The following is a 12,825-nucleotide window of genomic DNA, read 5'->3' as shown; positions in this document are numbered from 1 at the left end:
GTGACACCCGCCGCCGATCACTCGGTCGGCACCACGACCTCGACCCGCTGCACCATGTTGTTGGCGAAGCCGCCACGGTTCCACTGTTGCTCGACCGGCTGGGTCCGCCCGGACGCGTCGGTCGCCCGCGCGCCGAGCACGTACCGGCCGGGGGTGGCGACCCACTCGTGCCGCCAGCGCCGCCAGGCGAAATCCCCCGCGTCCGCCGGGTCCAGCTCGGCCTGCGCCCAGCTCCGCCCGCCGTCGGTGGTCACCTCCACGGCGACCACCGGGGCGTGCCCCGACCAGGCCCGACCATCCAGCGTGCACGGGCCCTGTCGCAGCACCCGACGACGGGACATGAAGTCGGGGAAGCCGGGCGGACGAACCAGCGCCCGTGGCTCGATCCGGGTGACCGGCACGCCCGGGTCGTCCGCGTCGCGGCGTACCCGGTAGGCCACCGCGTTCTGGTACCCCTCGAACGGCTCGGTCCGCAGCTCGATCGAGTGGACCCACTTCACGTGGGCCATTCCGTACCAGCCCGGCACGATCAGCCGCAGCGGCGCGCCATGCTGCGGCAGCAGGGGAGCGCCGTTCATCTCGTACGCCAGCAGCACCTCCTCGCGCAGCGCGTCGGCGACCGGAAGCGCACGCTGGTAGTCCTGCTCGATCCCACGCTCCACACCGTGATCGGCGCCGGTGAAGACCACGTCCACCGCGTCCGGGTCGACGCCCGCCTCCCGCAGCAGCGGAGCGAGGGGGGTGCCGGTCCACTCCGCGTTGCCGACCGCCTCGACCAGCCAGGGCTGGCTGACCGGTCGAGGGTGCAGCAGGGCTCGCCCGTTGCCGGCGCACTCCAGGGTCACCTGCCGGGTGACGCGGGGCCGTTCGCGCAGGTCGGCGAGGGTGACAGTCAACTGACTGTCGACCGCGCCGCCGATGGTCAGTGTGTGCGTCTCCGGGTCGAGCTCCGGGATGTCGTAGTGGACCAGCAGGTAGTGCAACCCGGCCGGGGTGACGTCGTAGCGCAGCGCCTCCAACGGGATGCCGTGGTTGCGGGCTGCGAGTCGCAGCTCCTCGGCGCTGATCGTCTCGTCCGGATCCGCGAGCCGGGCCGGGCCGCTCACGTCGGCCACAGTGGGCCCGGTGGGGGACGACGTCCGGTCATCGAGAGTGGTCATGCGGCCTCCCCGGCACAGACGGCGGCACCCGCCGTACGCGGCCCAGCCTAGGCCCTGCATGGCGGCCCGAGAACGACACCGGAGCTGCGGCCGCGTTCTCGCGGCGGGCCGTGGCCATCGTTCCGCCGTCTCGCATAGCAGATCATCGAGGGCTCCGGGTGGTCGTCCACAGCGCCTCCGGTTGTCCACAGCCTCGTCGGTCGGGCTGGCGGACGGCCCGGCGTCGGCTGGAGGCTGCCGTCATGCGACAGCCCTCCGTCCGTTCGATCCGCCGCACCGTGCTGCTCTGCGCCGCGCTCCCGCTCGCGCTGACCGTCCAGCTCTGCGGGCTGGCGGTGCTGGCAGCGGCGGTGCCCGGCCAGGCCCCGACCCCGACCGCGCCGGTCGCGGCCCTGGGGGAGCCGGTCGTCGACCCGACTCTGCCGGTCGCGGCCCGCGCCGCGCCGGTCGTTGGCCCGACGCCCGCCGGGCGGTTCCGGTGGCCGCTCGACGGGCCGCCTCGTCCGGTGCGCCGGTTCGAGCCGCCGCCGCGACCGTGGCTGCCCGGCCATCGCGGCGTCGACCTGGCCGCTCCCGCCGCGGCGGTGGTCCGCAGCGCCGGGCCGGGCACCGTGCTCTTCGCCGGTCTGGTGGCCGGTCGACCGGTGGTCACCGTGGGGCACGCCGACGGGCTGCGGACCACCCACGAGCCGGTCCGACCCGGCGTACGCCCCGGCGAGCCGGTCACCGCCGGCGCGCCGCTGGGCGAGCTGCTGCCCGGGCATCCGGGGTGCCCGGCCGAGGCGTGCCTGCACTGGGGCCTGCGCCGCGGCGAGGACTATCTCGACCCGCTGGCCCTGTTCGGCCTCGGCCCGGTGCGGCTGCTCCCGGTCGGGCTGGCCCGGGTGTCCGCTCCCGGCCGTCCGGTCAGCGCTGGGCGAGCAGTGCCGGCAGCCGTGCGGCCAGCCGTTCGTACTCGTCGGTGGCGTTGTAGACCTGGCCGGTGAGCCGCAGCCACCCCCGGCCGTTCCAGCTCATCACCGCCACCTCGGCGGCGAGCCGCTCACCGATCCGCGCCTGCAATGCCCGCGCCGCGTCGATCGTGGTGCCAGTGCCGGCCGGCAACGGGATGAGGCGCAGAGCCACCCCCGGCCCGCCGGGGTCGGGCAGATCGGCGGGGGCCACCCCCAGGGCGTCCCCCACCACCCGCTGGCCGTACGCGGCGAGCGCCGCGTTGTGCGCCCGCACCCGGTCGACGCCGAGGCTGCGCATCGTGAACAGGCCCGCCGGGGCGGCCAGCCAGGACGTGTAGTCGAGCGTGGCCTGCCACTCGAGCCGGGCCGGGAAACCCGACTCCTGCTCCCAGGACACCACCAGCGGCTCGATCCGGTCCTGCCACTGCGGTGCCACAGCCAGCAGGGCGGTCCCACGCGGTGCGAACGCCCACTTGTGCAGGTTGCCCACCCAGAAGTCCGCGCCGATGCCGGCCACCGAAATGGGCAGCATGCCCGGGGCGTGCGCGGCGTCCACCAGGACCGGCACGCCGTGTTCGCGGGCCACCCCGACGACGGCGGCGGTCGGAAACAGCTTCGCGGTGGCCGAGGTGAGCTGGTCGACGACGAGCAACCGGGTCCGCCCCGGGCGCAGGCCGGCGCGGATGATCTGCACGATCTGCTCGTCCGTGGCGGCCAGGGGGATCGGCAGGACTCGGCTGACCGCGCCGGTGCGGCGGCACTCGCGCTGGATCGCCAGGCTCACCGCCCCGTACTCGTGGTCGGTGCTCAGCACCTCGTCGCCGGCCTTGAGACCAATCGACTGGAGCACCACTGCGACGCCGGTGGTGGTGTTGCCCACCAGGGCGCTGCCGTCCGGGTCGGCGCCCAGGAACCCGGCGAGATGCCGGCGGGTGTGCGCGATCCGGTCCACCAGCCCCTGGGTGAAGAAGCGCAGCGGGCTCGCCTCCATCTCGTCGCGCAGCCGCTGCTGGGCGCGCTGCACGTTGATCGGCACCGCGCCGAACGAGCCATGGTTGAGGTGGCTGACCGCCGGATCCAGGGAGAAGAGCAGGCGGGCGCCCGGGATCGGCTCAGGAGGATTCGGGACGCTCACCTGATGATCGTAACCGCCACGCTCGCGCGCCCGCGGCCCTTGATCAGGGCGGGCGGGCGTGCTCTCCGGCCCTTTGTCAGGCGCGCGGGTGCGCCTGCCGATAGGCGGTACGCAGCCGCTCGACCGAGACGTGGGTGTAGATCTGCGTGCTCGCCAGCGACGAGTGGCCGAGCAGTTCCTGCACGGCGCGCAGGTCAGCGCCACCCTCCAGGAGGTGGGTGGCAGCGGAGTGGCGCAGATCGTGCGGGCTGGTCGGGGGCAGCCCGGCGGTCTCGGCGTACGCACCGACAACCTGACGGGCGGTCGTCGGGTTGAGCCGACCACCCCGGGCACCCAGCAGCAGCGCGTCACCGGAGCGGGCGCCCACCATCACCGGGCGGCCCCGGCGCAGCCAGTCGTCCAACGCCCGCTGGGCGGGCACCCCGTACGGCACCGAGCGCTCCCGCCCGCCCTTGCCGAACACGCGGATCACCCGTCGGCCGTGGTCGACGTCCCCGACGTCCAACCCACAGGCCTCGCTGACCCGTACGCCGGTGGCGTAGAGCAGCTCCAACAGCACCCGGTCCCGGAGCGGAACCGCCTCGACGGCTTGGCTCGGGCCTGACTCGGCTGGCGGGTTCGGGGGAGGTGCCTGCCGGGACGGCGCCTCGACCAGAGCGGCGGCCTGATCGGCGCGCAGCACGCTGGGCAGATCCCGGTGCGCGCGAGGGCTGGCCAGCGCGGCGCCCACGTCGGCGGGGAGCAGGCCGGCCCGGTGTGCCCAGGCGCTGAATGCCCGCGCCGACGCGGCCCGCCGGGCCAACGACGTGCGGGCCGCACCCGTGGTGCGCTGCCGCGCCAGCCAACTGCGCAGCACCGACAGGTCCAGCTCGGCGAGGTCGACGCAGCCCATCCGGACGGCGTGGTCGAGCAGCGAGACCAGATCGGTGACGTACGCGCGGACGGTGTGCGCCGAGCGGTTACGCACCCGGGACAGGTGCTCGGCGAAGTCGTCGACAGCGTCGCGCAACGCTGGCGGGAGTGCCTGGTGCATGGCCCGGGTGCCCCGGTCCGGTCGGCTCATCGTGGCCGCACCGACGTACCGGCCGGTTCCTCGGCCCCGGCACCCTCACTGACGGCTGACACGGCACCAGCCTACGGCCGGTCCGCGGCCACCACCGGACACGACGCTGCCGGCGTCCACGCCTTAGCGGCGGTTGTTTCTCTTGCTCAGCAACACGACCAGGCCGACGACGAGCACGGCGGTCACCGCGAGACAGCAGAGCACGCTTACGTGCCACGGCTTGATTGCACCCATGACCGGGCACGGTACCGGCAGTATCGGCTGGCCGAGACCCCGATCGCGAGCGGTTACGGGCATCCCGGCCGGGTGGCGGTGACGCATCCGCTCAGGCAACAGGCCGACCGGACATCTCCGCCGCCGCACGCTGCTGTCTGGCGGGTGCGGCGATGGCGTAGCCGTCGTCACGACGGACCACCATGGACAGTTCCTCCAGCAGAGACAGCTTGCGCAATGCGGTCCGTACGTCGACGCCGGCGCGCGCGGAGAGTCGGTCCACGCCCATCGCGCCGCGGCGGGGAAGCGCCTCCAGCAGCGACCGAGCGTCGTCGTCCAACGCGTCGGTGGCCCGCTGCGGTCCACGCGCCAGCGGGGCCAGGTCCGCGCCGATCCGACCCACCTCCTCCAACACGTGCGCCACCCCGGTGACCAGCCGGACCTTGTCGGGGAACTCGCGCAGGAACTCGTGCGCGCCGACGGACATCGCCGAGGTCACCGGCCCCGGCACCACCATGGCCACCCGATTGACGTGGACGGCTCGCCGCGCGGTCTGCGTCGCGCCACTGCGCGCCGACGCCTCCACCACGACGGTGCCCCGGGTGCCTGCGGCGATCACCCGGTTGCGGATCAGGAACCGGGGCCGCAGCGGCTCGGCACCGGGCGGCCACTCGCTGACCAGCAGCCCCGTCTCGGCGATCCGGTCGAAGAGCGCGGCGTTGCCCATCGGGTACGGACGGTCGAGCCCGCAGGCGAGCACCGCGACGGTCAGACCGCCAGCGGTGAGTGCGCCCCGGTGGGCGGCGGCGTCGATGCCGAACGCGCCACCGGACACGATTGTCCAGTCCCGCTCCGCCAAGCCGTATCCCAGCTCGGTCGCGACGTGCTGCCCGTATCCGGTGGCCGCCCGCGCCCCGACCACGGCCACCGAACGATCCAGAGCCTCGCCGAGCGGCCAGCTCCCGCGCACCCAGAAGCACAGCGGCGGGGCGGTCTCAGCGTCCACCCGGCGGCTGACGTCCGGCAGCCGCAACGCGGCCAGGCTGGCGACCTGGGCCGGCCACTCCTCGTCGTCCGGCGTTACCAGGCGGGCACCCAGTCGGTCCGCCCGCTCCAGGGCCTCCGCGGCCACTGCCCGCGCGTCGCCGGCCGCCGAGCGTGCGGCGACAGTGGTGTGCAGCCAGCCGTCCGGACTGCCCCCGTCGAGCAGCAGTTCCAGGGTTTCCACCGGACCGTGCCGTTCGACCAGGTGATGCACAGCGCGCGTGCCCGGCTCCGCCAACCAGGTCAGGGCGACCCGGGCCAGCCGTCGTTGCTCCTCGGCGCTCATGTCGCCTCCCCCGTCCGAAGTTGAAGCGCCTCCCGGACGTCGTCCTGGTCAGGTCGGTCGCGACCGTCGAGATCGGCGATGGTCCAGGCCATCCGGATCACCCGGTCGAAGCCGCGCGCCGACAGCGAGCCGGAGTCGAGCCGGCCCCGCAGTTCCACTGTGACCCGGGCCGGCAGCCGCCACGGCGGCCGGCGCAGGTGCGGCCCTTCCACTTCGGCGTTGAGCCGTCGGCCGAGGTCTGCCCAGCGGCTGGCCGCCGCCTGCCGGGCCGCCGCCACCCGGGCGGCGACCGTCGCCGAGGGCTCGACACCGCCGTCGGTCGCCATCAGCTCGGCCGCCCGCACCGGCATCAGCCGTACCTGGACGTCGATCCGGTCGAGCAGCGGCCCGGAGAGCCTTCCCAGGTAGCGGCGGCGAACCAGCGGCGAACACTCGCAGTGCGCGTCGCCAGCCGGTTTCGCGCACGGACACGGATTGGCAGCCAGCACCAGCTGGGTCCGGGCCGGATACACGGTGCCGCCCCCGCTGCGGCTCAGCTGGATGCGGCCGTGCTCCAGCGGCTGGCGCAGTGCCTCCAGCGCACCCTTGCTGAACTCGGGAGCCTCATCCAGGAAGAGCACCCCGCGATGCGCCAGCGACACCGCGCCGGGTCGGGCCAGCCCCGAGCCACCCCCGACCAGCGACGGAATGCTCGCGGTGTGGTGCGGCGCCTGGAACGGCGGGCGACGCAGCAGCCGACCACCCGGCGGCAGCAGCCCGGCGACCGAGTGCAGCGCGGTGACCTCCAGCGCCGCGTCGTCGTCCAGCTCGGGCAGGATCGACGGCAGCCGTTCGGCGAGCATCGTCTTGCCGGCCCCCGGTGGGCCGAGCAGTGCCACGTGGTGCCCGCCGGCCGCGGCGACCTCCAAGGCGCGCCGACCCAGCTGCTGCCCGGCGACGTCGGCGAGATCCGGCCCACCGGTCAGCGGCTCCGGGATGTCCGCCGGTGGTTCGATCAGCGGGGTCCCGTCCCGAACGAAGGCGACGAGCCGGTGCAGGTTGTCCACCGCTCGCACCCGTACGCCGGGGATGACGGCGGCCTCGGCGGCGTTGCCGACCGGGACGATCACCCGCGCGACACCGGCCTGGGCCGCGGCGGCGACCATCGGGAGTACGCCGCGCACCGGCCGGACCGTCCCGTCGAGCCCCAGCTCGCCGAGGACCACCACTCCCTCCAGCGGGAGCAGCGGCAACTCACCCGAGCCGCCCAGCAGCGCTGCGGCGATGGCCAGATCGAAGGCCGACCCGAACTTCGGCAGCGTGGCGGGCAGCAGGTTGAGGGTGATCCGCCGGTTGGGCCAGCGCTGGCCGGAGTTGACCACGGCGGCGCGGACCCGGTCGCGGGCCTCGTGCAGGGCGGTGTCCGGCAGCCCGGAGATCACCACCGCCGGCAGGCCGGCGGCCAGGTCGGCCTCCACCTCGACGAGGTGTCCGGTCACGCCGACCAACCCCACGCAGAGCACCTTGGCGTAGCTCACGGCACATCACCGTTCCTCCGGGTACGCATGTCAGAACGCGCCCTTGAGGTGGTCGACCTGCGCCGGACCGGCGTCGGGCAGCCGCACCGACAGCACGTCGAAGCGCACCTCCTCGGCGGTCGTCCCGGTCTCGGTCAGCCACCGCGCGGCGAGCCCTCGCAGCCGGCGGGCCTTGGCCGGTACGACCGCCTCGGCCGGGGTGCCGAAGCCCTCACCCCGGCGGGTCTTCACCTCGCAGAAGGCGAGCACGGGCCCGTCCCACGCGATGATGTCGATCTCCCCGGCCGGGCAGCGCCAGTTCCGGGCGATCGGGCGCAGCCCCGCCTCGGTCAGGTGCCGGGCCGCACATTGCTCGCCGTACGCGCCAACCGCCTGGTTCCGCTTCGTCATGGCCGGCACGGTGCCCGCCGGAGGGTGGTCGCCGCGACCCGGCAGCAGCCCACCTGTGGACAACAGGGGTGCTGTGGACAGTCGGACGATCATGCCCGCGCTGTGCTACTGGCCCACCCGTGTCCGCGCTGCCCCGACGATCGAGGGCCCGTTCGGCCGGGCTGAAATGGCGCGGGCGTGGCCGGTCGCATACGGTGCCTGACGTGGACGGACGACGGAGTTTCCCGGAAGATCAGGAGTCGCGCTGGTACCCCGACGAGCGGGGTCGCGGTTACGGCGAGTCGGATTGGCGTGGCGCGGGCGAACCGCGCTACCGGGACGGTGAGATCCCCGAGCCGCGTGGCGCTGAAGACGGCCGCTCCGTCGAGGACACCGGCGTCGGCCGCCGCCGCGAGCCGGACTCGGGACGCTTCGGCGCCGTCGACGAGAGCCGCTTCGGTACGCCGGAGTCGGATTCGGGTCGCCTGAGCGCGGTGGACGTGGGCCGCTTCGGTACGCCCGAATCGGACTCGGGTCGCTTTGGCGCCCTGGACGCTCAGACCGGTCGGTTCGGCGGGAGCGAGGCTGATTCGGGGCGTTTCGGCGCGGTCGACCCGTTGGGTGTGGCGCGGCCGGAGGCGGACGCCTACCGGGCCACCCGGTCGCGGCGGGCGGACCGGGACCCGTCGGAGACCTCCGGGGAGCTACCCGGACGTAGGGCCGCCCGAGAGACGACCACGACGGGATCTCCGGTGACCAGCGCAGTGCCGGAGACCACCCGCGACAGCACGTCGACAGCGCCGGCCGGCGTGCTCGCTGACCAGGCTCGTCCCGCTCCGCTCGGTGGGTACCCGATCATCGAGCCGACCCGGGGTGGCGTCGACACGCCGCACCCGCTGGAGATGCCGACCGGGCCGATGCCCGGGATCGGCCCGCGACCCGACCTGCCCGCAGGTGAGCCACCGGTGTATCCGCCGGCCGCCGACGGCGTCTATCGGACCAGGCGACCGGTGCTGGCCGTACTCTTCGCTCTGTTGGTGTTGGTCTTCGAAGTCCCCGCGTTGCGGGTGCTGTTCGCTGGCGTGACCGGCGACCCGGTGGACGCCGGGAACGTGGTGGTGGGTATCGCCCTGGTTGCCGGACTGCCGATCTTCGCGACCGGGCTGTACGGGCTACGAACCGGAGGTCTGGCGCTCGCCGACAACGGTCGGGGCTGGCTGCGCCCACCGACGGCCTACCTGACCGTCGGCCTGGTGCTCTTCGTGGCCGCCGCGCTCGCCGCCGGCTGACCCGGCCCGCGTAACTCGCGCGAGAGAGCGGTGGGGCGGCGGAGCAGCACGCCACGCGCACCCCGGGGCGGCTGAACGGGTGAGGGGCGTACACTGGCCAACTGGCGACCGCCTCGTGCGGTCGACCTCGCGTGCCCTCTTCACGAATCGTCGTGGAGCGACGGCCTCCCTGGTCCCGATCTTGATCGGGTCCACCATGGGTCGGCGACCAGGCACCAGGACGCCCGGCCACCGGCCGGGCGTGACAACCAGGGACCTTGAGGAGTACCCCAACCATGGCCGTCGTGACCATGCGTCAGCTGCTGGAGAGCGGTGTCCACTTCGGGCACCAGACCCGGCGCTGGAACCCGAAGATGAAGCGCTTCATCATGACCGAGCGCAACGGCATCTACATCATCGACCTGCGCCAGACCCTCGAGTACATCGAGAAGGCGTACGAGTTCGTGCGTGGGACCGTCGCCGAGGGCGGCAGCATCCTGTTCGTCGGCACCAAGAAGCAGGCCCAGGAGGCGATTGCCGAGCAGGCGACCCGGGTCGGCCAGCCGTACGTCAACCACCGCTGGCTCGGTGGCATGCTGACCAACTTCCAGACCGTTTACAAGCGGCTTCAGCGGATGAAGGAGCTGGAGGGCCTGGGCGACCTCAGCGGCACCGCCGCCGGTTACACCAAGAAGGAGACCCTGCAGCTCTCCCGCGAGAAGATCAAGCTGACCCGCACCCTCGGTGGTCTGCGGGACATGCAGAAGCTTCCCGCCGCGGTGTGGATCGTCGACACCAAGAAGGAGCACATCGCCGTCGACGAGGCCCGCAAGCTGGGAATCCCGGTGATCGCGGTGCTGGACACCAACTGTGACCCGGACGAGGTCGACTTCCCGATCCCGGGTAACGACGACGCGATCCGCTCGGCGGAGCTGCTGACCAAGGTCGTCGCCGCCGCCGTCGCGGATGGTCTGATCGCGCGCTCCGGCCGTCGCCGGGGCAACGACGAGAAGCCCGAGGGTGTCGCGAGCGACGAGCCGCTGACCGAGTGGGAGCGCGAGCTGCTGGAGCCGAAGAAGGCCGACGAGGCCGCCCCGGCCGAGCAGCCCGCCGCTGCCGCCACCGAGCAGCCCGCCACCCCGGAGCAGCCCGCGCAGGCCGCCACCGAGCAGCCGGCGGCCGCCACCGCGGAGTGATCGCACCGTCGCTGCCCCGCCGTCCGTTTTCGCGGACGGCGGGCAGCGACGGTACGCCGGGCACTATCGGCCCGGATCCGGGTAACCGGCACCTCTGACCATCCACACGCCGTCTCAACATCGAAGAGAGAGCCATGTCCCAAATCACCGCCGCGGACGTCAAGAAGCTCCGCGACCTCACCGGCGCCGGCATGATGGACAGCAAGAAGGCGCTGACCGAGGCCGAGGGCGACTTCGACAAGGCCGTCGAGATCCTGCGCGTCAAGGGCGCCAAGGACGTCGGCAAGCGGGCCGGCCGTACGGCCGCGAACGGCCTGGTCGCCCACTCCGGCAAGGCGCTGCTCGAGCTCAACTGCGAGACCGACTTCGTCGCCAAGACCGAGTCGTTCATCGCGCTGGGCCAGCAGCTGGTCGAGCACGGTGAGCGCGCCGGCGTGAACTCCGCCGAGGAGCTGCTCGCCTCCGAGCTCGACGGCAAGGTCATCGCGGACCTGATCCAGGAGCAGTCCGCCAAGATCGGCGAGAAGCTGGTGCTCAACCGGTTCGCCCGGGTCGAGGGCACCACCGCCGTCTACCTGCACCGCAAGGCCCAGGACCTGCCTCCGGCCGTCGGCGTGCTGGTGTCGTACACCGGCAAGACCGACGAGGCCGGCGACGCCGACGCCCGCGGTGTGGCGATGCAGATCGCCGCGATGCGGCCGAAGTACCTCACCCGGGACGAGGTTCCGGCCGAGGTCGTCGAGTCCGAGCGGCGCATCGCCGAGCAGACCGCCCGCGAGGAGAACAAGCCCGAGGCGGCCCTGCCGAAGATCATCGAGGGTCGGGTCAACTCCTTCTTCAAGGACTTCGTCCTGATCGAGCAGTCGTCCGTCTCCGACAACAAGAAGTCGGTGAAGCAGCTGCTGGCCGAGGCCGGCATCGAGGTCACCCGCTTCGTGCGGTTCGAGGTCGGCCAGGCCTGAGCCGCCACCGGGCGCCACGCGCGCCCGTGGGCAGAAGACGTCAACGAGGAGGCCGCCGGTGTACGTGACAGGCACCGCGGCCTCCTCGTCACATAGGGTCGGCAGCGGCAGGTTCGCGGTACGCGCCGCACGGGGCGTGCGCGTGGGGAAGGGCGGGGCGGATGACGCAGGTTGTGAGTGACCGGACGCTGGAGCTGGACGATCCGACGGCACCGCCGCCGGGGCGCGCCCGCCGGGTGGTGCTGAAGCTCTCCGGTGAGGTCTTCGGTGGCGGCGCGATCGGCGTCGACCCGGATGTCGTCCAGGCCATCGCCCGGCAGATCGCCACAGTGGTCCGCCGCGGCGTGCAGGTCTCCGTGGTGGTCGGCGGAGGCAACTTCTTCCGCGGCGCGGAACTGCAGAAGCGTGGGATGGACCGGGCCCGCGCCGACTACATGGGCATGCTCGGCACTGTGATGAACTGCCTCGCGCTCCAGGACTTCCTGGAGAAGGAGGGCATCGAGACCCGGGTGCAGAGCGCCATCACGATGGCTCAGGTCGCCGAGCCGTACATCCCGCTGCGGGCCATCCGGCACCTGGAGAAGGGCCGCGTGGTCATCTTCGGCGCCGGCGCCGGGATGCCGTACTTCTCCACGGACACGGTGGCCGCCCAGCGGGCGCTGGAGATCCGGGCCGACGTGGTGCTGATGAGCAAGAACGGCGTGGACGGCGTCTACACCGCCGACCCGCGGATCGACCCCACCGCCAGTAAGCTCGACTCGATCACCTTCTCCGAGGCGCTGCGCCGCAACCTGCGGGTGGCCGACGCGGCGGCGTTCAGCCTCTGCATGGAGAACGGCCTGCCGATGCTGGTCTTTGGCGCGCAGGGTGACGACACCATCATCCGCGCGGTGGGTGGCGACAAGATCGGCACCCTGATCACCGCCTGAGTCCCGCCCACCGGCGACGACGACAGCGGTCTGACGACTTTCAGCAGAGCCCACCACGAGCACAGAAGGAGGCGAGGAGACCGGTGATCGACGACACCCTCCTCGAGGCCGAGGAGAAGATGGAGCGTGCGGTTGAGCACGCCAAGGAGGAGTTCGGCGCCATCCGTACCGGTCGCGCCAACGCCGCCATGTTCTCCAAGGTCATCATCGACTACTACGGCACGCCCACGCCGCTGACGCAGATGGCGTCCATCGCGGTTCCCGAGCCGCGGATGGCCATCATCAAGCCGTACGACAACTCGCAGATCAATGCGATGGAGAAGGCGATCCGCGACTCTGACCTCGGGGTGAACCCGAACAACGAGGGCAACCAGCTGCGCATCCTGCTCCCGCAGATGACCGAGGAACGCCGCCGCGACATGATCAAGGTGGCTCGGCACAAGGGCGAGGAGGCCAAGGTGGCGATCCGCAACGTCCGCCGCCGTGGCAAGGAGGAGCTGGACCGGATCGTCAAGGACGGCGAGGCCGGCGAGGACGACGGCCGCCGCGCCGAGAAGGAACTCGACGACCTGACCCAGCGGTACGTGGCCAGCATCGACGACCTGGTGAAGCACAAGGAAACCGAGCTGCTCGAGGTGTGACCCATGCTCCGAGGCCCGTTCCCGACGTCGGGAACGGGCCTCGTTCCATTCCTGGGTCAGCTCTGCCGTACCGGATGGGTGTGCGTCGC

Annotated in this window: 11 protein-coding genes and 1 pseudogene; 6 read left to right on the top strand and 6 right to left on the bottom strand. The window is 72.6% G+C overall.

All coding sequences use genetic code 11. The features are described 5' to 3' along the window. Positions 1–17: 17 nt before the first annotated feature. Positions 18–1,160, bottom strand: coding sequence for a sulfite oxidase (locus ACGF3C_RS17210; protein ID WP_393222949.1), 1,143 nt, complete (start codon positions 1,158–1,160; stop codon positions 18–20). A gap of 242 nt (positions 1,161–1,402) precedes the next feature. Between ACGF3C_RS17210 and ACGF3C_RS17205 the strand changes: the two genes are divergently transcribed. After that, positions 1,403–2,146 carry a murein hydrolase activator EnvC family protein gene (locus ACGF3C_RS17205; protein WP_393222946.1) on the top strand — a complete coding sequence of 248 codons (744 nt, stop codon included), beginning with the start codon at positions 1,403–1,405 and terminating at the stop codon, positions 2,144–2,146. Here ACGF3C_RS17205 and ACGF3C_RS17200 read toward each other — a convergent pair. The 5 genes from ACGF3C_RS17200 to ACGF3C_RS17180 all read right to left on the bottom strand — a co-directional run bounded on the left by ACGF3C_RS17200 (position 2,067) and on the right by ACGF3C_RS17180 (position 7,761). Further along, positions 2,067–3,248 (bottom strand): aminotransferase class V-fold PLP-dependent enzyme, encoded by a 1,182-nt coding sequence (locus ACGF3C_RS17200; RefSeq protein ID WP_393222943.1) that lies wholly within the window; start codon positions 3,246–3,248, stop codon positions 2,067–2,069. The two genes, ACGF3C_RS17205 and ACGF3C_RS17200, sit on opposite strands and share 80 nt — an antisense overlap. A gap of 76 nt (positions 3,249–3,324) precedes the next feature. Next, positions 3,325–4,311: a tyrosine recombinase XerC gene (locus ACGF3C_RS17195; protein WP_393222940.1), complete on the bottom strand. Its 987-nt coding sequence runs from the start codon at positions 4,309–4,311 to the stop codon at positions 3,325–3,327. A gap of 325 nt (positions 4,312–4,636) precedes the next feature. After that, the gene (dprA, locus tag ACGF3C_RS17190; protein ID WP_357226446.1) at positions 4,637–5,854 is read right to left on the bottom strand and encodes a DNA-processing protein DprA; all 1,218 of its coding nucleotides are present in this window, start codon (positions 5,852–5,854) and stop codon (positions 4,637–4,639) included. Further along, on the bottom strand, positions 5,851–7,371 hold the full coding sequence (locus ACGF3C_RS17185; protein WP_393222937.1) for a YifB family Mg chelatase-like AAA ATPase: 1,521 nt from the start codon (positions 7,369–7,371) through the stop codon (positions 5,851–5,853). The genes dprA and ACGF3C_RS17185 overlap by 4 nt, the downstream gene beginning before the upstream one ends. Positions 7,372–7,401: 30 nt before the next feature. Continuing rightward, complete coding sequence (locus tag ACGF3C_RS17180; RefSeq protein WP_355005226.1) at positions 7,402–7,761, bottom strand: YraN family protein; 360 nt, start codon at positions 7,759–7,761, stop codon at positions 7,402–7,404. Between the two features lie 166 nt (positions 7,762–7,927). Here ACGF3C_RS17180 and ACGF3C_RS17175 point away from each other — a divergent pair. The 5 genes and pseudogenes from ACGF3C_RS17175 to frr all read left to right on the top strand — a co-directional run bounded on the left by ACGF3C_RS17175 (position 7,928) and on the right by frr (position 12,736). Continuing rightward, positions 7,928–9,029, top strand: a pseudogene (locus tag ACGF3C_RS17175) (hypothetical protein). A 275-nt stretch (positions 9,030–9,304) separates the two neighbouring features. Next, complete coding sequence (gene rpsB / locus ACGF3C_RS17170) at positions 9,305–10,204, top strand: 30S ribosomal protein S2 (protein ID WP_357205559.1); 900 nt, start codon at positions 9,305–9,307, stop codon at positions 10,202–10,204. A gap of 134 nt (positions 10,205–10,338) precedes the next feature. Further along, positions 10,339–11,166, top strand: a complete 828-nt coding sequence (gene tsf, locus ACGF3C_RS17165; protein ID WP_091400300.1) for a translation elongation factor Ts — start codon at positions 10,339–10,341, stop codon at positions 11,164–11,166. A gap of 161 nt (positions 11,167–11,327) precedes the next feature. Continuing rightward, positions 11,328–12,095, top strand: a complete 768-nt coding sequence (gene pyrH / locus ACGF3C_RS17160) for a UMP kinase (protein WP_030487501.1) — start codon at positions 11,328–11,330, stop codon at positions 12,093–12,095. Positions 12,096–12,178: 83 nt separating this feature from the next. Then, positions 12,179–12,736, top strand: coding sequence for a ribosome recycling factor (gene frr, locus ACGF3C_RS17155; RefSeq protein WP_088946658.1), 558 nt, complete (start codon positions 12,179–12,181; stop codon positions 12,734–12,736). The last annotated feature ends 89 nt before the right edge of the window (positions 12,737–12,825 follow it).

The sequence above is a fragment of the Micromonospora sp. NPDC047762 genome (assembly GCF_043204655.1).
Lineage (GTDB): Bacteria > Actinomycetota > Actinomycetes > Mycobacteriales > Micromonosporaceae > Micromonospora.
This window is presented reverse-complemented; position numbering and strand designations above follow the sequence as displayed.

Bases quoted from the DNA above. Each gene is read 5' to 3' on its own strand.
- rpsB (WP_357205559.1), top strand. From the start codon at position 9,305: ATGGCCGTCGTGACCATGCGTCAGCTGCTGGAGAGCGGTGTCCACTTC.
- tsf (WP_091400300.1), top strand. From the start codon at position 10,339: ATGTCCCAAATCACCGCCGCGGACGTCAAGAAGCTCCGCGACCTCACC.
- ACGF3C_RS17195 (WP_393222940.1), bottom strand. From the start codon at position 4,311: ATGAGCCGACCGGACCGGGGCACCCGGGCCATGCACCAGGCACTCCCG.
- ACGF3C_RS17205 (WP_393222946.1), top strand. From the start codon at position 1,403: ATGCGACAGCCCTCCGTCCGTTCGATCCGCCGCACCGTGCTGCTCTGC.
- ACGF3C_RS17210 (WP_393222949.1), bottom strand. From the start codon at position 1,160: ATGACCACTCTCGATGACCGGACGTCGTCCCCCACCGGGCCCACTGTG.
- ACGF3C_RS17180 (WP_355005226.1), bottom strand. From the start codon at position 7,761: ATGACGAAGCGGAACCAGGCGGTTGGCGCGTACGGCGAGCAATGTGCG.
- dprA (WP_357226446.1), bottom strand. From the start codon at position 5,854: ATGAGCGCCGAGGAGCAACGACGGCTGGCCCGGGTCGCCCTGACCTGG.
- pyrH (WP_030487501.1), top strand. From the start codon at position 11,328: ATGACGCAGGTTGTGAGTGACCGGACGCTGGAGCTGGACGATCCGACG.